Origin of the sequence: Antrihabitans stalagmiti (assembly GCF_016482825.1) — a bacterium.
In the GTDB taxonomy this organism is placed as follows: domain Bacteria; phylum Actinomycetota; class Actinomycetes; order Mycobacteriales; family Mycobacteriaceae; genus Antrihabitans; species Antrihabitans stalagmiti.
Map to the genome: position 1 here is coordinate 717286 of NZ_JAEMNV010000003.1, position 18437 is coordinate 735722.

Annotated in this window: 20 protein-coding genes; 12 read left to right on the plus strand and 8 right to left on the minus strand. The window is 63.4% G+C overall.

The features are described 5' to 3' along the window. Window positions 1-128: 128 nt before the first annotated feature. The 6 genes from napA to JGU71_RS12120 all read left to right on the plus strand — a co-directional run bounded on the left by napA (window position 129) and on the right by JGU71_RS12120 (window position 5902). Window positions 129-458 (plus strand): nucleoid-associated protein NapA, encoded by a 330-nt coding sequence (gene napA / locus JGU71_RS12095; RefSeq protein ID WP_199704356.1) that lies wholly within the window; start codon window positions 129-131, stop codon window positions 456-458. A 64-nt stretch (window positions 459-522) separates the two neighbouring features. Next, window positions 523-1095 (plus strand): LytR C-terminal domain-containing protein, encoded by a 573-nt coding sequence (locus tag JGU71_RS12100; RefSeq protein ID WP_372433156.1) that lies wholly within the window; start codon window positions 523-525, stop codon window positions 1093-1095. A 131-nt stretch (window positions 1096-1226) separates the two neighbouring features. Continuing rightward, window positions 1227-1925: a superoxide dismutase[Cu-Zn] gene (sodC, locus tag JGU71_RS12105; RefSeq protein ID WP_199704357.1), complete on the plus strand. Its 699-nt coding sequence runs from the start codon at window positions 1227-1229 to the stop codon at window positions 1923-1925. Window positions 1926-1930: 5 nt separating this feature from the next. Continuing rightward, window positions 1931-3070: a glutamate--cysteine ligase gene (locus JGU71_RS12110; protein ID WP_199704358.1), complete on the plus strand. Its 1140-nt coding sequence runs from the start codon at window positions 1931-1933 to the stop codon at window positions 3068-3070. A 103-nt stretch (window positions 3071-3173) separates the two neighbouring features. Next, on the plus strand, window positions 3174-4502 hold the full coding sequence (locus JGU71_RS12115) for a phosphatase PAP2 family protein (protein ID WP_199704583.1): 1329 nt from the start codon (window positions 3174-3176) through the stop codon (window positions 4500-4502). A 143-nt stretch (window positions 4503-4645) separates the two neighbouring features. Further along, window positions 4646-5902: a phosphatase PAP2 family protein gene (locus JGU71_RS12120; protein WP_199704584.1), complete on the plus strand. Its 1257-nt coding sequence runs from the start codon at window positions 4646-4648 to the stop codon at window positions 5900-5902. Here JGU71_RS12120 and JGU71_RS12125 read toward each other — a convergent pair. Beyond that, window positions 5899-6366: a winged helix-turn-helix transcriptional regulator gene (locus tag JGU71_RS12125; RefSeq protein ID WP_199704359.1), complete on the minus strand. Its 468-nt coding sequence runs from the start codon at window positions 6364-6366 to the stop codon at window positions 5899-5901. The two genes, JGU71_RS12120 and JGU71_RS12125, sit on opposite strands and share 4 nt — an antisense overlap. An 88-nt stretch (window positions 6367-6454) precedes the next feature. Between JGU71_RS12125 and JGU71_RS12130 the strand changes: the two genes are divergently transcribed. After that, on the plus strand, window positions 6455-6841 hold the full coding sequence (locus tag JGU71_RS12130; RefSeq protein ID WP_199704360.1) for a PPOX class F420-dependent oxidoreductase: 387 nt from the start codon (window positions 6455-6457) through the stop codon (window positions 6839-6841). 161 nt (window positions 6842-7002) lie between these two features. Beyond that, on the plus strand, window positions 7003-7599 hold the full coding sequence (locus tag JGU71_RS12135; RefSeq protein ID WP_199704361.1) for a dihydrofolate reductase family protein: 597 nt from the start codon (window positions 7003-7005) through the stop codon (window positions 7597-7599). 1 nt (window position 7600) lies between these two features. Here the strand turns inward: JGU71_RS12135 and mnhG are convergent, their stop codons facing one another. From mnhG to JGU71_RS12165, 6 genes are read right to left on the minus strand one after another with little or no spacing between them, the layout of a single operon-like run. Next, entirely contained in the window at window positions 7601-7954 is a 354-nt protein-coding gene (gene mnhG / locus JGU71_RS12140; RefSeq protein WP_199704362.1) for a monovalent cation/H(+) antiporter subunit G, read from the minus strand. Next, on the minus strand, window positions 7951-8211 hold the full coding sequence (locus tag JGU71_RS12145) for a monovalent cation/H+ antiporter complex subunit F (protein WP_199704363.1): 261 nt from the start codon (window positions 8209-8211) through the stop codon (window positions 7951-7953). Before JGU71_RS12145 ends, mnhG begins: the two co-directional genes overlap by 4 nt. After that, window positions 8208-8741: a Na+/H+ antiporter subunit E gene (locus tag JGU71_RS12150; RefSeq protein WP_199704364.1), complete on the minus strand. Its 534-nt coding sequence runs from the start codon at window positions 8739-8741 to the stop codon at window positions 8208-8210. Before JGU71_RS12150 ends, JGU71_RS12145 begins: the two co-directional genes overlap by 4 nt. Next, window positions 8738-10354: a Na+/H+ antiporter subunit D gene (locus JGU71_RS12155; protein ID WP_199704365.1), complete on the minus strand. Its 1617-nt coding sequence runs from the start codon at window positions 10352-10354 to the stop codon at window positions 8738-8740. Before JGU71_RS12155 ends, JGU71_RS12150 begins: the two co-directional genes overlap by 4 nt. Next, complete coding sequence (locus tag JGU71_RS12160) at window positions 10351-10878, minus strand: Na(+)/H(+) antiporter subunit C (RefSeq protein WP_199704366.1); 528 nt, start codon at window positions 10876-10878, stop codon at window positions 10351-10353. Before JGU71_RS12160 ends, JGU71_RS12155 begins: the two co-directional genes overlap by 4 nt. Beyond that, entirely contained in the window at window positions 10875-13700 is a 2826-nt protein-coding gene (locus tag JGU71_RS12165) for a Na+/H+ antiporter subunit A (RefSeq protein WP_199704367.1), read from the minus strand. The genes JGU71_RS12160 and JGU71_RS12165 overlap by 4 nt, the downstream gene beginning before the upstream one ends. 145 nt (window positions 13701-13845) lie before the next feature. On the opposite strand from JGU71_RS12165, the gene JGU71_RS12170 reads away from it, so the two are divergent. From JGU71_RS12170 to JGU71_RS12180, 3 genes are all read left to right on the plus strand, one after another. Further along, on the plus strand, window positions 13846-14253 hold the full coding sequence (locus tag JGU71_RS12170) for an NUDIX hydrolase (protein ID WP_199704368.1): 408 nt from the start codon (window positions 13846-13848) through the stop codon (window positions 14251-14253). A gap of 134 nt (window positions 14254-14387) precedes the next feature. Further along, entirely contained in the window at window positions 14388-15785 is a 1398-nt protein-coding gene (locus JGU71_RS12175) for an HNH endonuclease signature motif containing protein (RefSeq protein WP_199704369.1), read from the plus strand. Window positions 15786-15811: 26 nt separating this feature from the next. Further along, window positions 15812-16384: an ASCH domain-containing protein gene (locus JGU71_RS12180; RefSeq protein ID WP_199704370.1), complete on the plus strand. Its 573-nt coding sequence runs from the start codon at window positions 15812-15814 to the stop codon at window positions 16382-16384. Window positions 16385-16404: 20 nt separating this feature from the next. Here JGU71_RS12180 and JGU71_RS12185 read toward each other — a convergent pair whose 3' ends face one another. Next, window positions 16405-17637, minus strand: a complete 1233-nt coding sequence (locus tag JGU71_RS12185) for a hypothetical protein (RefSeq protein WP_199704371.1) — start codon at window positions 17635-17637, stop codon at window positions 16405-16407. Window positions 17638-17684: 47 nt separating this feature from the next. Here JGU71_RS12185 and JGU71_RS12190 point away from each other — a divergent pair, with 47 nt between their 5' ends. Beyond that, window positions 17685-18437: an isocitrate lyase/PEP mutase family protein gene (locus JGU71_RS12190; protein WP_199704372.1), complete on the plus strand. Its 753-nt coding sequence runs from the start codon at window positions 17685-17687 to the stop codon at window positions 18435-18437.

Consider the following 18437-nt stretch of genomic DNA (forward strand, 5'->3'; position numbering starts at 1 on the left):
GGAATTTCCGACGCGCACGCCACAACCCCGTTGACAAGAGGTCGGTCATGGTTGAATGAGCGTCGAAGAACAACTGTGTAATTCGCCGCGCCGAGCGAGCGGAGCGACGGTGATTATCAAGGAGTGAGATGGACAGCGCAGCAGCGCGCAGCCGGAATCAGCCTGGGGCAGCGGGAAACTCGGCGAACGCCACAGAACGCGGCGAAGACGGTCTCACGCGTCGGGAACACGACATTCTGAGTTTCGAGCGCCAATGGTGGAAATACGCCGGCGCCAAGGAAGAAGCGATCAAAGAGCTGTTCGACATGTCGGCCACGCGCTACTACCAGGTGCTCAACACCTTGGTGGACCGCCCGGAGGCTCTCGCAGCCGACCCGATGCTCGTCAAACGGCTGCGTCGACTGCGTGCAAGTAGGCAGAAGGCTCGTGCCGCTCGTCGACTCGGGTTCGAGGTCTGACGCGGTAGGGCCGAGGGATGCGCAACACCGTCACCGACCGTGACCGTCGATTAGTGTCAGAGAAGTGAGCAACTCGAATCAGCCCTCCGGTGGGCCACCACTTCGTGCGCTTGCGATGGTTCTCATCTCGCTGGCGATCGTGTTCGGCGGTCTGGGAGCCTTGTCCCTGAGTAATTCCGGCGACGACGAGGCCGCGACCGACAACACCTCGGCGACCACCACTGCAGCGACTGTCGGCAACGCCACGCCGCCCGCGGCAACGACCGGCTCGTCGGCTACCGATACATCGGCTACGTCGTCGGACGAAACCACCGCCTCGGCAAGCTCCGGGACCTCGACGTCACGAGCCGCGGGTTCGGTCGACAAAGCGATCTCGGTGCAGGTCCTCAACAACAGCAACGTCACCGGTCTCGCCGCCAAGACGGCGACAACGCTCACCGGTAGCGGCTGGACGAATGTCGAAAGTGCGAACTACAGCCGCACGGACGTCGCAACCACAACCGTCTACTACGGCAAGACATCCGGTGAAAAGGAAGCTGCCGAAGAGATAGCGAAAGAGCTCGGCGTCAGCGCGCAGCCACGCTTCGCCGACATCGTCGGTGAACCGGCCGGCGTCATCGTCATCATCACCAGCTGACTTCGGTCGGCTCGACCACCTTTCGGTCCGACCTACTTTTCCCACGTCTATGATCAAGTCCACTTGGATCATGTCCATTTCCACCATGTCCAGATGCTCTTGGCTTGCCCACCTGTAGAGGAGCGGTTCGAATGGCTTTGTCCACACCTGTTCGTGCATCTTGGCGTATTGCGGCGCCATTCGCGGCGGTCGCCGCACTCGGCCTTGCCGCATGCAGCAACGGCCAGGTGGCGAGCGACCAGCCGGGAACGACGCCGGCTCCGTTCACAAGCTCCGCTGCGCCGAGTGCCGAGGTTCAAGAGGGCGGCATGTCCGCAACGGAGAACAACAACCCCGAAGGCTCTTCGTCGAGTTCGAGCACGTCGCGAATCGCCGATCTGACCGACGCGACCGGGAAGAAGCTCGGCACCGTCACCTTCACCGCGGACGGTGAGTACGTCGAGATCGCGGTGAACGCCACCGGCTTGACCCCAGGTTTCCACGGTTTCCACATCCACCAGGGTGCCGAGTGCAAGCCGAACTCCGCAGCTCCCGATGGCGAGGTCGGCAACTTCAATTCCGCTGGCGGCCACTTCCAGAAGGACGGCGCCACCGGACACCCCGCCACGGGCGACCTGACCTCGCTGCAGGTGCGTAAAGACGGCACTGTCGAACTCGTCACCACGTCGGATTCCTTCACTCTCGACGACATCGACGGCAAAGCGGTGATCGTGCACTCCGGCGCCGACAACTTCGCGAACATCCCAGAGCGCTACGCGCCCGCACCGGACGAGGAGACCCTCAAGACCGGTGACGCTGGCACTCGCGTTGCCTGCGGCGTCATCGGGTAGAGCGAGTGTCAGGCGTTCGCGAAGTCCCGTTCGCAGCGTCTCCGCGACCCACACTCGGTGTGGAATGGGAGATCGCGCTCGTCGACAAGACCTCACGTGATCTCGTCAACAACGCCTCGGACGTCTTCGACGCGGTAGGTGAATTGCGGGCACACGACGGCACACAGCAGGTCACGAAGGAATTGCTGCGCAACACCGTCGAGTTGGTCACCGGCGTGCACAACACGGTCGGGGAAGCTATCGGCGAACTCGGCGCGACGATGGACGTCGTCCGCCGGGCAGCCGACCCACTCGGTGTCGACTTGTATTGCGCCGGAACACATCCTTTCGCACAGTGGTCCACTCAACAGCTCACACGATCGCCGCACTACGACGAGCTGATCGAGCGCACCCAGTGGTGGGGACGTCAGATGCTCATCTGGGGTGTGCACGTACACGTCGGGGTGTCGCATCGGGAGAAGGTCTTTCCGATCCTCAACTCGCTGCTGCTGCAATACCCGCACCTGCTTGCGTTGTCCGCGTCGTCACCGATGTGGGCCGGCGCCGACACCGGCTACGCGAGTAATCGCGCCTTGATGTTTCAGCAGCTACCGACTGCCGGTTTGCCGTTCCAATTCGAGAACTGGTCGCAGTTCGAATCGTTCATTCACGACCAGCTCAAAACCGGCGTGATCGACCAACTCGGCGGTATGCACTGGGACATCCGGCCGGCACCGAAGTGGGGCACGATCGAGGTCCGTGTTTGCGACGGTGTCTCGACTCGGTCGGAACTCGCGGCGTTGGTTGCCCTGATTCATTGCCTGATCGTCGACCTCGACCGTCGGCTGGAAGACGGCGAGACACTGCCGAGTATTCCGCCGTGGCACGTGCAGGAAAACAAGTGGCGGGCCGCGCGTTACGGGCTCGATGCCGAGATCATTCTCGATGCGGATAGCAACGAGAGGCTCATCACCGCCGATCTCGACGATCTGCTGGAACGTCTCGCCCCGACGGCTGTGCGGTTGGGTTGCTCCGACGAGCTGGCCAAGGTTGCCGAAATCCCTCGTCGCGGCGCGTCCTACCAGCGGCAACGCCAGGTCGCGGCCGACGCGAACGGCGATCTGGTCGCTGTGGTGAACTCACTCGTCCGGGAGCTCGATTCGTGATGTGATCGAGGTGTTCCGGCTGCCGGTCGCGTGGCGCGTCCGTTGCGTCTCGGCGAATCAGCGGTGAACGCTCGCTTATTATTTCGATGTGTCGAACAAGGTCATGCATGGGGGAGCTGTGCACAAGGAGCGATCATCCGTCGCGGTGATCGCTGCTCTTGTCGGCGGCGCCATCCTGCTGATCGGTTTGCAGATCGCTGCGACCCGAGAAGGTCTTGTCGGTCCGATCTGGGGTCTGATCAGGGAATACGGCGCGACGCCCGCGCTGTGGTCGGTGCCGTGGGCTGGTCTCGCGGTCGCCATGGTCGGGCTGAGCAATCGGCGCAGAACCATTGCCCTTTCGGCGGCTCTTGTCGTCGACATCGTCGTCCTCGGAATTCGTCTGATCATCGGCAATCGGCTTGCCCTCGGCAGCGGACCGCTGATCGTGCTGACGGTGCTCACTATTTACGCCGCCGTGCGCTGGTCGGACCACGAGCGGGTGGCTGCGTTGCGCGCCTGCGCGCTCGGCTTTCTGCTCATCGTTGCGGCGAAGGTCGCGGCAACCTTCCTGCCGCTGACGGCGTTGACCCGACCGATGGTGCTCGACGAATACGCGAAGGTGGCCGACCACGCGCTCGGCAACCCGTCCTGGCTGGTCTTTCAGGTCGTCGACGCTCTCGGACCGGTGGGCAACGGCATCATCCACGTCGTCTACAACGAGTTACCGCTTGCCACCATGGTTGTGGCGTTCTGGCAACTCCGCAACATTCGACTCGGGCCGGAGTACTGGCCGAGTCACTATCTGGTCCGGACCTTCCTGGTGATGGCGATGATCGGACCCCTGTTCTACTTCGTCTTCCCGCTCGTCGGTCCGGTGTACGCCTTTTCGACCGAGGGCAACGGATATCAGGTCTCCGACATCTGGCCGCACATCGTGCCGACAATCGACGTGAACCCCGTCGAGATCCCCTTCGACGACGAGACGCCGCGCAACTGTATGCCGAGTATGCACACGGCCTGGGCACTCGCCATCTTCGTGCACTCCCGCGGCGGACCTCGGTGGTTGCGCTACCTCGGTGCCTTCTGGTTGGTCGGAACACTCACCGCGACACTGGGTTTCGGCTATCACTACGGCGTGGATCTGCTTGCGGGCGCGTTCCTCTTTCTCTGCGTGGAGAGCGCGCTGCGTGACTCCGATCGAGGCTGGGGCTGGTTCAGGATTCGACTGGTCGTCAGTTTCGCGGTGTTGATGCTCGTGCTGATGTGGGCGGTTCGATACCTCGCGGTGCAGATGGCGCAATACGCCCAAATTGCGGGTCCGCTGCTCGTTGCGACCATGGCAGCGGCTGTCGTCGCTTTCTACGCAACGTTTTACGCCAGACCGGACTCGACTCTCGGAATCTGGGGTCGGCGTCCTGTCGAAGCTACATCGGACAGAGACACCGTTTAGCTCGGACGCTCGACGAATACGGTCTTTGTTCATCTGCCGTTTACTATGTTCGGGTGCTGTTCAAAGCCCCGAAGGGGGGGTTCCCGGGTTCGAAGGCGTCGCTGACGCTTGTCTTGATCTTGATCGGTACCTGCGCGGCTCTGATGATCGGCGTCCAACTCGCCGCGGAGCATTTCGGATTTCAAGGCCCGATACATAGTCTGATCAGCGATTACATCGCGACACCCAAGGCTGTGTCTGTGCCGTGGGCCGGTTTCGGTCTGGCGTTGATCGGTCTCGACAATCGCCGACGCGCCATCGCACTTGTTGCCGCGATCGGGATCGACCTCGTATTTATGCTCGAGCGCGTCCTGCGTGGCGGCGTGTTCACGTTCGGAAACGGTCCGCTGATCGTGCTGACGGCGATCGCCGTCGTTGCCGCTGTGCGGTGGATGGGTGCCGAGAAGGCCAGCGCGCTACGCGGCGTTGCGTTCGGCGCACTTTTGATCGTCGCGTCGAAGGTCGCCGTCACCTGGCTGCAGATATCGGCGATCACGCGGCCGATGGTGCTCGACGAATACACCCAACTTGCCGACCACGCACTCGGTAACCCGTCGTGGGCTGCGTTGCGGCTGATGGACGCACTCGGGCCGGTCGGTCAGGCGTTCATCGACTGGATCTATTTCGAGCTGCCGATCGCTGCGATGCTGGTCGCCTTCTGGCAGTTGCGCCACGTCGGTCGGAATCCCTTCGCGTGGCCGACGCATCACCTCGTTCGCACGTTTATGGTGCTGGCCATCATCGGGCCGGTGTTCTACCTGATCTTCCCGCTTGTCGGTCCGGTGTTCGCCTTCGGTGCGGACGGTGCCGGGTTCCAGATTTCCGATAGTTGGCCAGGCGGTCAGCCGCCGTTCGACCTGACGCCGCAGCCGATGCTGTTCGACGACTTCACACCGCGCAACTGCATGCCGAGTATGCACACCGCGTGGGCGCTCGCGCTGTTCATCCATTCCCGGTCGGGTCCATGGTGGGTGCGGCTGTTCGGCACCGTGTGGCTCGTCGGAACGCTTGTCGCGACGTTGGGATTCGGCTATCACTACGGCGTCGATCTCTTGGCGGGCGCTGTGCTTTGCCTGACCGTCGAGGCTGCACTGCGTGATCCCGAACGTGGTTGGGGTTGGTTCCGTTTCCGGCTCGTGGCCGGCGGCACCTTGCTCTTCGCGGCGCAGTTGCTGTCGTTCCGCTACCTGCCGGTGCAACTCGCCGAATACCCGGAACTCGGTGGCTTCCTTCTCATCGGTACGGTCGCGGCGTTCGGTTGCGCTTTCTACGCGACCTTCTTTGCGAGGCCCGGCGGGACACTGGCCGCCTGGGGTGGCCGCGTAGAGGTCGAGCGGGAAGTGGAACTGGCGGCTCGCTAGTTCGGTGTGGGTGACGGAGCCGCGCCGGGACCTGGCAGCAGGTCGACGTTGTCCGCGTGGATCGGCTCTCCGCAGTGACTGCACCGTTGATCCACTCTGCCGATCTCACCGCAGGTGTGATGGCGATAGAGCACAGGTGGACCGGCGTCGCCTGCAAGCCACCGATCCCCCCAGTTGGCCATCGCCATCAGCATGTCGATGAGCTCGGTGCCCTTCTCGGTCAGCACGTATTCGTAGCGTGGTCGCCGGTCGTACGGTCGGCGGTCGAGCACGCCGTTGTCGACGAGATGGTTCAGCCGCTCGGTCAACACTTTGCGCGAGATTCCGAGGTCGGTTTGGATCGCATCGAATCGGGTGGATCCTGCCCATACGTCTCGCAGGATCAGTGGTGACCAGGGCTCGCCGACGACGTCGAGGGTCCTGGCGATCGAGCAGGCCATGTCCTGGAAGTTCGTGCGTTGCATGGAGTCAGTCTAGCAATTGGGGTTCCTTGAGGGAACTCTGGATGTTACCGTCGTGGGGTCTTCTGAAGGAACCCCGAAAGGAACGGTCATGACCATCGAACCAGACATCCGGCTTGTACTCGACGGCAATCCGCTCGCCCACGTCGCCAGCGTCCTTCCCGACGGTGGACCCCATTCGGTTCCCGTATGGATCGGTACCGAAGGCGATCACATCGCCATCTTCACCGGGCCCGGTTCGCGAAAGGCTCGCAACCTGCGGCGCGACCCACGTGTTGCACTGTCGTTGACGCCGCCCGACAACCCGTTCGAGCCCGTCATCCTACGAGGCAGGGTCGTCGAATGGGTGGAGGGTGACGCAGGCTGGGCCATCGTCGACCGAATTGCGCTCAAGTACACAGGTCAGACCTACCCTCGCGACGAGGTGCGGGTTGCCGCTCTCATCGAGCCCGACCACCAGTCCATCGGCATGGGCTGAGTTGGCACCGAGCTTGCCGAGTGGGCAATGGCTGTGAATTCCACTCGAACGATGCCGCAGCGAAAGCCCACTCGCGGATGGATGTCGAAGTGTCGACCCCGACTCCGACCTGTAGGTGCGGATCGCTCGGACCGAGTGATCACCTACGAGAGGTAGAGACCATGGGACGCGTATTTTCCAACATGTCGATGTCGCTGGACGGTTTCATCGAGGATGCCCACGGTAGCGTCGACCAGCTCTTCGAGTGGTACACGTCGGGTCCGGTCGAGACGAAGACCGCGAACGATGGCGTCACATTCAACCAGTCGGACGAAGACGCCGAGCTGATGGAGCAGGTAGTCGCAGGCATCGGCGCGCTGGTCACCGGTCGGACGCTGTTCGACCTGACGCAGGGCTGGGGTGGGTCGCATCCTGTCGGCGTCCCCGTAGTCGTTGTGACGCACAACGTCCCGACCGCCGAGGAATGGCCGCATCAGGACGCGCCGTTCACGTTCGTCACTGACGGTATCGAGGCGGCGATCGCGAAAGCGAAGGAACTCGCGGGCGACAAGGACGTCGTCATCGCCAGCACGACCATCGCGCAGCAGGCACTCGATGCCCAGCTTCTCGACATGATCAGCGTCGACCTGGTGCCCTACCTGTTGGGATCCGGCAAACCGTACTTCGCCAATCTCGCCAACAAGCCTGTGCGACTGGAGAATCCGACTATCCGGAAGGGCAATCGCGCCACACATCTGACCTACGAGGTGCGCTACTGAGTCAGTCGTCCTCGTCGTTGTCGAGCTCGTCGTCGGCCATCTCGTTGACGGCCAACAGGCCGTCGCGACCACGCTGCTCGCGATAGGCAACCCGACCGACCATGTGCGCGATCACGGGTGCGGTCAGGATCGTGAAGAGACCGACGAGGACCAGCATCCAGATGTCGATGTTGCCGCGCAACCGAATCACGGCCCCGATCAGCACGAGGATCAGTCCGACGACCTGAGGCTTGGTCGCCGAGTGCATCCGCGACAGGGTGTCGGGGAAACGGACGATCCCGATGGCAGCCGTCAGCGCGAGTAGGGCGCCGACGAGGATGAAGGTGGCGGCAATGACGTTGAGCACGGCGGTCATTCGTCGTCACTCACCCTGAATCGGGTGACGCTCGCCGAGCCGAGGAAGCCGACCAGCGACAGCGCGACGATGGCAGGCACGATCGTCGTATCGCCGCTGTAGGCAGCCCAGACCGCGAGACCCGCCATCGACACGGCGATGAGGGTGTCGATCGCGATCATTCGGTCGAGGGTGTTCGGTCCCGCAAGCGCACGATAGGACGTGAGAATCGCGGCTGCCAGCAACATGGTTCCGGCGATGATGTCGACGACGTTCATCGGTCCACCTCCGCGATCGGGTGGCGGTCGGCGTCGGGTTCGAACGCCAGAATGAACAGTCGTTCCAGTCGCCGAGTCGAGCGATAGAACTTGGTGACCGCTTCGTCGCTGCCGACATCGAGGACGTGGACGTAGACGGACCGGCGGTCTTTGTCGATCTCGAGCACCATCGTTCCCGGAATCAAGTTGAGTGCGTCGCAACACAACACGAGCACCAGGTCGGATTTGATCGTCAGGCGTACGCGCAGTACCCCTGTGATCGGCGCCGGACCGGGTCGGAGAGCGAGCCACGCGACCTGAACACTGGACTCGAGTGCGTAGTACACGATGACGGCGAGCAACTGCAGGATTCGAAGCGGTTGCGCGGTACCTGCAACGCCCACCCGTGGCAGCGGCAACAGGACTGTGATCAGCACACCGATGAGCAGTCCGGCGAGCATGTTGCCGATGCTGATGTCGCCCCACAACCAGACGTAGACGATCGCGAGCCACACGATGACGGAGGTCTGCACGCCTACGGTGCGAGTCATTTTCTCGCTCCTGACATTTCGGTCCAGCCGGGTCCGAGGACGGCGTCGATGTAGATGCTGCGATCCTGCAGGTCGTTGGCTGCGCGGTCACTGATGCCGATGATCGGTCCCGCGAACACCGTCATCGCAACCCCGATTCCGACGAGCACGACGGTCGGGATGATCATAAATACAGGCATGCGGCCGACGTCCATCCGCTTGTGGAACGAGACGTCGAAGGACTCGTCGATCAGGGCGGACGGCGCGTTGTCGGCAAGATCGCCTTCCGGCGCGTCAGCGCGGGAACGCCAGAAGGCTTTGGTCCACACCCGGGCCATGACATAGAGGGTGAGCAGGCTTGTCACCGTGCCGCCGGCAACGAGTATCCACGCGAGCGAACTTGCTTCGCTGGCACCGGCCTGCAGCAGGAAGACCTTGCCGATGAACCCCGAAAACGGCGGGATGCCACCGAGATTGAGAGCCGGTATGAGGAACAGGATGCCGAGAAGTGGGCTCGCTGCCGCGAGACCGCCGAGTCGACGCAACGACGAGGACCCTGCTTGCCGCTCTATCAGTCCGACGACGAGGAACAGAGTCGTCTGCACGAGAATGTGGTGCGCAACGTAGAACACGGCACCGGCGAGACCGGCTTCGGTCGAGAGCGCGATACCGAACATCATGTAGCCGATATGGCTGACGAGGGTGAACGAGAGCAGTCGTTTGATGTCGCTCTGGGCGATGGCGCCGAAGATGCCGACAAGCATCGTCAGCAGTCCGGCGACCAGCAGCACGTTGTCGAGTTCGCCCCCTGGGAACAGCAGCGAATGCGTTCGAATGATCGCGTACACACCGACCTTGGTCAGCAAACCGGCGAAGACCGCGGTCACGGGTGCAGGGGCGGTGGGGTACGAGTCGGGCAACCAGTTGGACAGCGGGAACACTGCGGCCTTGATACCGAACGCGACGAGCAGCACGGCGAAGATCGCGGTTCGCGTACCGGTCGGGACGTCGTCGAGTCGGGCTGCGAGTTGCGCCAGATTGAGCGTTCCGGTTGCCGCGTACGCGAACGCGATGCCGACAAGGAAGATCAGTGACGACACCATCGACACCATGACGTAGCTGACGCCTGCGCGCACCCTGTCACCGCTTGCACCCAGCGTCAGGAGGACGAACGAGGCCGCGAGCAGGATTTCGAAGCCGACGAACAGGTTGAACAGGTCGCCTGCGAGGAACGCGTTCGAAATACCTGCGGACAGTACGAGATACGTCGGTGCGAAGATCGAGGTCGGCTGTTGGTCGGTGCCGTCGCGGATGCCCTGACCGACGGCGTAGACGATGACGGCAAGGAGCACGATCGACGAGACGACGAGCATCATTGCCGACAGACGGTCGACGACGAGGGTGATACCGATCGGCGAATCCCAGCCGCCGACCTGGATCGCGGTCGTACCGTCGCGGTCGGCGAGGTAGAGCAGCACGATCGAAACCGCAAGGGCGGCGGTCAAGGCGAGGACGGCGGTGAAACGCTGAGTGCGTGGTCGTCTGCCGAGTACGAGTGTCACCGATGCGGCAAGCAACGGGATCAGCACCGGCAGTGGTGCGAGGGTTCCGACCAGGGCAGGATCGAGTGTCATCGTCGATCATCCTCGGCGGTGTCTTCGTCGACGAGATCGTGATCGGGCAGTTGGTCGAGGGGGATCGGGTTACCTTTCGCGTCGAAGGCGTCGCCGGACAGGCTCGGCTCGCCGGTGACGGGATCGTCGGAACGGTCTTGGTCGGGGGCATCGGCGCGCGAGCGACGGGTTTGGATGACGCGCAGGTCCTCGGGGTCGTTCTCGACGCGATCCTTCGTCGTCAAGGTGTAGGACCGGTATCCGAGCGCCATGACGAACGCGGCCAGGCCCATCGTGATGACAAGAGCGGTGAGGATCATGGCCTGGGCGAGCGGGTCCGCCGTCGACTCGGCGTCTGTCCTGGTTCGACCGACGATCGGGGGCGCGCCGTCGGGTCCGCCTGCTGTGAGGATCAGCAGGTTGACAGCGTTGCCGAAGAGCACGATGCCGAGCAGCATCTTGGTGATGCTCCGCTCGAGGATGAGGTAGACGCCGCATGCGGACAGCACACCGATGACGATGAGTAGACCGAGATTCGCGCTCATCGAGTGGTCACCGACTCCGCTGCCGAATCGAGGCGAGCGCCGAGACTGCGCAGCACGTCGAGCACCAAGCCGACCACGATCAGGTAGACACCGAGGTCGAAGAACAACGACGTGACGAGTTTGATGTCGCCGATCAGCGGCAGCGTCACCTCGAGCGTGGCCGAGGACAGGACGGGTGCGCCGAGCAGCATCGATACGACTGCCGTGCCTGCCGAGAAGATCAGGCCGACACCGAGGATCTGGCCTGCGTCGACCGGCAACGCTTCGCCGAGTTCGTACCGACCGCCGGCTAGGTAACGCAGAACGAGGGCAAGGCCCGCGGTGAGACCACCTGCGAACCCGCCGCCCGGTGCATTGTGGCCGGAGAAGAAGAAGTAGATCGACATCACCATCATGGTCGGGAAGACGAGTCGGGTCGTGATCTCGAGGACGAGTGAGCGATGCCGCGGGTGAACGAGGTCGCCGCCGCGCAGCCACGTCGTCTGGTCGCCGAGCATGCCGAGATGTTCGGCGGGAGCGTCGGAAACCCTTGGTGCGGCGCCGAATCGTCTACTGCGGAAGACCAGCGATGCGACGCCGGTGGCGGCGACGAGGAGCACCGAGATTTCGCCGAGGGTGTCCCATGCGCGAATGTCGACCAGTAGAACGTTGACCACGTTCTTGCCGTTGCCGATGTTGTAGGCGGCGTCGGGAAGGTCGAGGGCGATCGGCGTTGCCCTGCGAGCGTTCGTCGCGAAGGCGGCGATCGTCGTAATCGTCGCGCCGACAGCGACCGCGAGCAGGGCGCGCGGAATGTTGAACGCCGCAGCGCCACGGTCGTCGACCTCCGCGGGGAGTTTACGAAGGACGAGCACGAAGATGACCAGTGTCAGGGTCTCGACGAGAAACTGGGTGAGCGCCAAGTCGGGAGCGCCGTGCAGCGCGAAGACCACACCGCAGCCATAGCCGACCATGCCGACGAGAAGAACGCTCGCCAACCGGTTGCGCATGACTGTCGCACCGAGTGCGGCGGCGATCATCATCGCGCCGACGACGATCTGCAACGGCGAATCCCACAGTCGCAGTTCGACTCCCGACCGGGTGCCCAACGCAAGGAAGACGACCGGTAGCAACACGAGAGTGGCGAGGATGGTTGCCTGCGTGACCGGAAGCGAACCACGCTGGGTCGTGCCGGTCATCCGCATCGAGGTCCGGTCCATGAAGCGCAGCGTCGCGTCGTAGGCGCGGTCGGCGTTGCCGAAAACTCGCCGGGCGGGTTTGATCCGCGTGATCAGGTCGTGGCGTAGGTAGAGGGCGACACCAGCGACGACGACGATTGCGGTCAAGCCGAGTGCCAGCCCGAAACCGTGCCACAGCGCGAGGTAGTAGTCGCCGGTGCCCGGCAGCGTTCGCGAGTAGCGCTCCAACAGCGTGCCGAGGTGGGCCGGAGCGATTCCGACGACGAGACCTGCGACGGCAAGGATGGCCGGGGCTGCCAACAACAGCGGTCCGGGTGGATGCAGTTTGGCGACCGCGTTACTCGGCTCGGTTCGTTGCTTACCTGCGAACGCGTCCCAGACGAACCGCAGGCTGTACGCGAAGGTGAGGATCGCTCCGACCACGACTGCTACGAGCACAACGGTTCTCAGGCCGGAGTCCAGTGTCGGCGTCGTCGAGATGGCCGTGAAGGCGGCTTCCTTCCCGATGAACCCGAGCAGCGGCGGTAGTCCGGACATACTCAGCGCGGCCAGCGCCGCGATGACGGCAAGCGCCGGAACCCGGCGACCCAGATGGGCCAGTTTTCGGATGTCGCGAGTACCCGTCGAGTGGTCGATGATGCCGACGACCATAAACAGCGTCGCCTTGAAGAAGGCGTGCGCGACCAGCATCGTCATGCCGGCGAGTGCTGCGTCCGGGCTGCCGATCCCGACCAGAATGATCAGCAGTCCGAGTTGGCTCACCGTGCCGAAGGCGAGGATCAGCTTGAGGTCGTATTCCTGCAGCGCACGCCAGCCTGCGATCAGCATCGACGCGATACCGAGCGGGATGATCGTGACTTTCCACGCCGTCGTATCGGCGAAGCCGGGCGCGAGCCGGGCAACGAGGTAGATGCCTGCCTTCACCATCGCGGCCGCGTGCAGATACGCGCTGACCGGCGTCGGTGCTGCCATCGCTCCCGGCAGCCAGAAGTGCATGGGTACGACTGCCGATTTGCTCAACGCGCCGATCAAGATCAGCACGATTGCTACCTGCGACAACCAACCCGTGGGCGGTGCTGCGATCAACTCCGACAGCAGGTACGTCCCGTTCGACTGGCCGATGACGATGATGCCGACAAGCATCGCCAGACCGCCTGCCGTGGTGACGAGCAAAGCCTGCGTCGCCGCGCGACGGCTCGACGCACGTTCCGCGTAATGGCCGACGAGTAGGAACGACAACACGGTCGTCAGTTCCCAGAAGACGTACATGACCAGCAGGTTGTCGCTGGTCACGAGGCCGAACATCGCCCCGGCGAAGGCCACCATCTCTGCCGCGAAGACGCCGAGCCGAGGTTCGTCGTCTTGGAAATAGCGAGAGCAATAGACAAGTATCAGGCTGCCGATGCCGAGGATGATCGCCGACATGATCGCCGCGAGGGCGTCGAAGCGCAGGTCGATGTTCATCGAAAGACCAGGCGCCCACGTCACATGTGTGGTCGCGTCGGAATTCCAGTTTCCGATCACCCAGCCGAGACAGGCAAGGGGAACCAGCGCGAGAACCAGGAACCCGTTGCGTCCGAGATATCGCACGCACACCGGTGCCATAAGCGCAGCAACCACGTGGGCGAGCAAAATCGCGAGCAAGCTATCACTCCGTCGGTCTGGCCGGAACCGAAGTCGGTCGGGCGGCGGGGTGTCGGGCGGCGGGGTGGGGAACGAGAACGAAAGGTGTGGATAAAGACGCGTCCGAGGGACTCGACCTTGACCCCATCCTAGTAACCTTTCGCCCGTGCCCGAGATTCGGACCGCTGCCCTCGCCTATGTGCGCGACCGTCGGCTGCTGCAAACGCGGTCGGTGGACAAGGAAGCGTTCTACATGGCAGGCGGCAAAATCGACGCAGGCGAAAGTGCCGAAGACGCTCTGCATCGCGAGATTCGCGAGGAGCTCGGGTCGGCGTTGGTCCCCGCCAGCGTCTCGGAGTTGGGTGTGTTCGAGGCCGAAGCTTTCGGTCACCCGGCCGGGACGCATTTGCACATGACGTGTTTTCTCGCCGACCTGGTCGACGAGCCGGCTCCGACAAGCGAAATCGCTGAGTTGCGATATTTCACCGTCGCCGAATACGCGGCGATGCCCCACGTGGCCCCTGGTTCGATGTTGGTGTTTCGCCGCCTGCAGGCAATGGGATTGGTGGACTAGGGCGCTCCGCGCCTCGTGAGTCTTTTCGGTGGTTCCGCCCTCCGAAAAGACTCACGAGTAGTAGGTGGAATTGTGGTCTTGTGCAGGCACTTTGCGTCGGAAACCGTGTCGGTGGGTGCCGCTATAGTTAGCACATGCTTTCGAACCCGACACCGCAACCCGCCACGGCGGTGGAAGCTGCGATGGTCGCGTTCGAAACAGCTCTCCAAGGGTTGCGTGACGTCGGATTCGGCGAACTGTCGAACAACCGCGACCGTCTCGACCTCGTGCAACGCTTCGAAACCGCAACACGCACGATCTCCGGTTTCGGAACCGTCCTGATCGCCGACATGCAGGAACAATGGATCCCCGGCGAGCTCGGCGACTACCGCCTCGCCGACGTCCTCGCCGACACCCTGCGGATCCATCCCAGCGAAGCCAAAGCCCGCCGCAAGATCGCCGAAGACCTCGGACCCCGCACCGGATTCTCCGGCGCACCCCTGGACCCGATCTACCCGCACACCGCCGCCGCCCACCGTGACGGGGCGATCGACCGTGCCCACATCACCGTGATCCGCGAATTCTTCGCCCAGGTGCCCAGCTACGTCGATGCCGAGACCCGCGAGCAGGCCGAAGCCAAACTTGCCGAGCAAGCCCGGATCCTGCGGCCCGATCAACTCCGCCGCGCAGGCAACCGGATCCTCGCCTACCTCAATCCCGACGGCAACGCACCCGAGGTGGAGCGAGACCGCAAACGGACTTTCATCCTCGGCAAACAAGGCACCGACCTGATGACCAAAGGCAGCTTCTGCGTCGACCCGGAACTGCGGTCCTACCTCGAAGCACTGTTCGCGAAATACGCAAAACCCGGTGTCGGAAATCCGCACGACGCTGACTCGACGGTCGATGCCGAACCGAACGAGGACGTCGTCCGACGCGACGACCGGTCGGTCGGGCAACGTCAACACGACGGGTTGACAATGGTGCTGCGGGACGCGCTCGCCTCCGGCACCCTCGGCCAGCACCGTGGACTGCCGGTCACCATGGTGGCGACCATGACCGTCAAAGAGCTCGAAGAGGCATCCGGACACGCCATCACCGGCGGTGGATCGTTACTTCCGATCCGGGATGTGCTGCGCATGGCACGACATGCCCATCACTACCTGGCGTTGTTCGACGACGACGGTCGACCGATCTATCTCGGTAGATCGAAACGGATCGCGCAGGGTGATCAGCGTCTGGTGTGTTATGCCCGGGACAAAGGCTGCACCTTCCCGGGATGTTGGCGACCAGCGAATATGTGTCAGTGTCATCATTGCCGGGAATGGGTGGCCGAACTCGGGCTCACGGATGTGGATCAGCTTGCGCTGGTGTGTGATTCGCATCATCGGTTGGCTGGACTCAAAGACACCGATTGGCACACCATCGTCGCCGGACCCGATCATCAGTATCCGGGCCGGATTCTGTGGGTTCCGCCGAAACACATCGATCCGGAACGAAAACCGAGGATCAATCACTATTTCCATCCCCACGAATATTGGGACCTCGTCTGACAGGTCGGCTCCTGCGATACTGACGCATGCTTTTCACACCGGCTGCCATCGAGGGCATTGCCGCGGGTCGAGTGACGCTTGCCTTCCGGCGCTGGGATCGTCCGCGCGTCAAGGTCGGCTCGACGATCACGAATGCTCTCGGGGTGATCGAGATCGTGTCGGTCGAGCAGGTGGATTCGATCTCCGATACAGAAGCGATAGCAGCAGGTTTCACAGATGCAGCGGCGCTGAACAAGATCATCGACAAGCAATCGCGTAATGGCGGCGAGCTATATCGCGTGGGCGTCCGCTACGGCGGTCCCGATCCGCGTCACGCCTTGCGTGCGGATGTGAGTCTCACCGCCGACGACGTGGAGGACCTGCGAAAGCGGTTGGCGCGCATGGATGGTGCGCAACCGTGGACGCGGCAGTATTTGCGGCTCATCGAAGCCAATCCCAAGGTCGTTGCCCGCGAACTTGCGCCGCAGGTCGAGATGGAGCGCGACCCGTTCAAGCTCCGCGTGCGTAGGCTCAAGAATCTCGGCCTCACGGAGAGCCTGCCCGTCGGCTATCGACTCAGTCCGCGCGGTAAGGCATTCCTCGACTCGGAGACCGCGTGATTCTCGAACGATGATGGAGTTCACTCCTTCGTCGCGCGCGAGAACCACCCCACCGCAACGGTTCCGATTGCGCAGGCGAGCACAACCCCCGCGAGCGCGATACGCGGACTTCCTTGTGCTTCCGCGTCGGCGATGGATGCAAATGCCGCTGCCGTGGCTGGGATGGTCAATGCGACTACGGCCGCCAGCGGGCCGGCTCCGGGGAGGCAGACGCCGAGGGCGAAGCCGCCGAGCACCGCGACCCCGGTCAGTGCGAACAACTGCGGCAGCGCGAGTGCGATCGGGATGAGAGCGAGCGCAATGATCACACGCCACGGACGGTGTCGAAACATCACACCGGCGGTGATGCCGGCACCGAGGCACAGCAGCGGGATGAGCAGCAATGTTGCCGAGGACGTGTACTTCTCGCCTGCGGTCGCGTACCCCGCGGCCGTCACCGCCGCCATGACGATCAAAAACGTCCCCGACCACGGACCGTCGATCCTGCCGACGAGCACCGCGCAACCGAGGATAACGGCGAACAGGACTGCCAGGGCGGCGTAGCTTCCGATCGTTCCCTTCAGGATCTGGTCGCCGACGAACACCTGCGCGGCAAGCAGCGTGACCGTCGCTGTAACCGAGACGAACGACAGCCGTAGCGGCGCGCGAGTCTCGGTCACGGGTTTCGATGTCGCCATAAACGCAGCTATCGCGGCGAGAGCCACAGCGACGACGAACAACCACATCGGCGCTGACGGGTCGGTCGGACTTGTCGCAGACGGGGTGTACGACGCCCATGGGCGCGAATCGTCTTGCAGATAGCAGTCTTTCAACAATGCAGAACCGGCGAATCCTGTGACGAGCGCGATCGCAGACGTACCCGACGCCCGTCGCCATGCTGCTGCCGCGGCGGCGCCGAGCGCAATACCGGCTGCGATCGCTCCGACGATGGTGACCACAGTCGTGGTGGTGCCGGCAGCCAATCCCGCAACGAGCAGGGCACCGGCGGCGACCCACCACGCTGCACGGGACCCACGCAGGGCAGCACCCGCGACGACGGCGGCAACCGCGCCGAGCGCGATGCCAGCCGCGTTGACGTGCGGATTGTCAGTGATCAGTTCCGACGTGAGTACCTGAACAACGCGGTCCTCATGATCGAGCAACGCCCGCGGCGCGACCAGCATCGACGCGGCCGTGATCGCGACGGCGAAGGATGCCGCGGTCTCGATGGCACCGGCGGACACCGTGGCTGCCGCCGTCCGCGAGGTCTGCATTGCGCGAACATACGCCCCACACGGGCACTCGAGGAATGATCGTGATCATGACCTCTCTCAGCGACAAGGCAACGTCATTCCTCCAACTGCACAAGCCGGGCGATCCGGTGATCCTGCCGACCGTGTGGGACGCCTGGTCGGCCAACCTGGCTGCCGCAGCAGGATTTGCCGGTCTCACGGTCGGCAGTCATCCCGTTGCGGACTCGATCGGCCGGGCCGACAACGAGGGCATGACCTTCGCCGAGCTGCTCACCCGCGTCCGGCAGATCACCGACGCCGTCTCGCTGCCCGTCTCGGTCGACATCGAATCGGGCTACGGTCTGGAGCCGACGCAACTGATCGAGGGACTCCTCGACGTGGGAGCGGTCGGGTTCAACATCGAAGACACGGTCCACAGCGAAGGCGGTCGGTTGCGTGACCCCCAAGAGCATGCCGACCTCGTCGGCAAGCTGCGTGACGTCACAGGCGCTGCGGGCGTCCACGTTGTCATCAACGCACGGACCGACTACATCATCAAGAAGCACGGCGACGAGTCGACCCGAGTCGATCAGGCGATCGCCCGCCTGAAGTTGTGCGCAGAAGCAGGTGCGGACGTTCTCTATCCGGTCGGGCTGCACGACGACGCTTCACAGCGCAGGCTGACTTCCGAACTGCCGTTGCCGGTGAACATGATCGGCGTACCAGGCAAGAGTGTCAAAGCTGAGCTGGCCGATCAGGGTGTCGCGCGAGTAAGTTTCGGCCCGCTGCTGCAGATGGCCCTTGCGGAACAGGCGAACACACTGTTCGAGCGCTGGAAGTGA

Bases quoted from the DNA above. Each gene is read 5' to 3' on its own strand.
- napA (WP_199704356.1), top strand. From the start codon at position 129: ATGGACAGCGCAGCAGCGCGCAGCCGGAATCAGCCTGGGGCAGCGGGA.
- sodC (WP_199704357.1), top strand. From the start codon at position 1,227: ATGGCTTTGTCCACACCTGTTCGTGCATCTTGGCGTATTGCGGCGCCA.
- JGU71_RS12115 (WP_199704583.1), top strand. From the start codon at position 3,174: ATGCATGGGGGAGCTGTGCACAAGGAGCGATCATCCGTCGCGGTGATC.
- JGU71_RS12120 (WP_199704584.1), top strand. From the start codon at position 4,646: ATGATCGGCGTCCAACTCGCCGCGGAGCATTTCGGATTTCAAGGCCCG.
- JGU71_RS12125 (WP_199704359.1), bottom strand. From the start codon at position 6,366: ATGCAACGCACGAACTTCCAGGACATGGCCTGCTCGATCGCCAGGACC.
- JGU71_RS12130 (WP_199704360.1), top strand. From the start codon at position 6,455: ATGACCATCGAACCAGACATCCGGCTTGTACTCGACGGCAATCCGCTC.
- JGU71_RS12135 (WP_199704361.1), top strand. From the start codon at position 7,003: ATGGGACGCGTATTTTCCAACATGTCGATGTCGCTGGACGGTTTCATC.
- mnhG (WP_199704362.1), bottom strand. From the start codon at position 7,954: ATGACCGCCGTGCTCAACGTCATTGCCGCCACCTTCATCCTCGTCGGC.
- JGU71_RS12145 (WP_199704363.1), bottom strand. From the start codon at position 8,211: ATGAACGTCGTCGACATCATCGCCGGAACCATGTTGCTGGCAGCCGCG.
- JGU71_RS12150 (WP_199704364.1), bottom strand. From the start codon at position 8,741: ATGACTCGCACCGTAGGCGTGCAGACCTCCGTCATCGTGTGGCTCGCG.
- JGU71_RS12155 (WP_199704365.1), bottom strand. From the start codon at position 10,354: ATGACACTCGATCCTGCCCTGGTCGGAACCCTCGCACCACTGCCGGTG.
- JGU71_RS12160 (WP_199704366.1), bottom strand. From the start codon at position 10,878: ATGAGCGCGAATCTCGGTCTACTCATCGTCATCGGTGTGCTGTCCGCA.
- JGU71_RS12175 (WP_199704369.1), top strand. From the start codon at position 14,388: ATGCTTTCGAACCCGACACCGCAACCCGCCACGGCGGTGGAAGCTGCG.
- JGU71_RS12180 (WP_199704370.1), top strand. From the start codon at position 15,812: ATGCTTTTCACACCGGCTGCCATCGAGGGCATTGCCGCGGGTCGAGTG.
- JGU71_RS12185 (WP_199704371.1), bottom strand. From the start codon at position 17,637: ATGCAGACCTCGCGGACGGCGGCAGCCACGGTGTCCGCCGGTGCCATC.
- JGU71_RS12190 (WP_199704372.1), top strand. From the start codon at position 17,685: ATGACCTCTCTCAGCGACAAGGCAACGTCATTCCTCCAACTGCACAAG.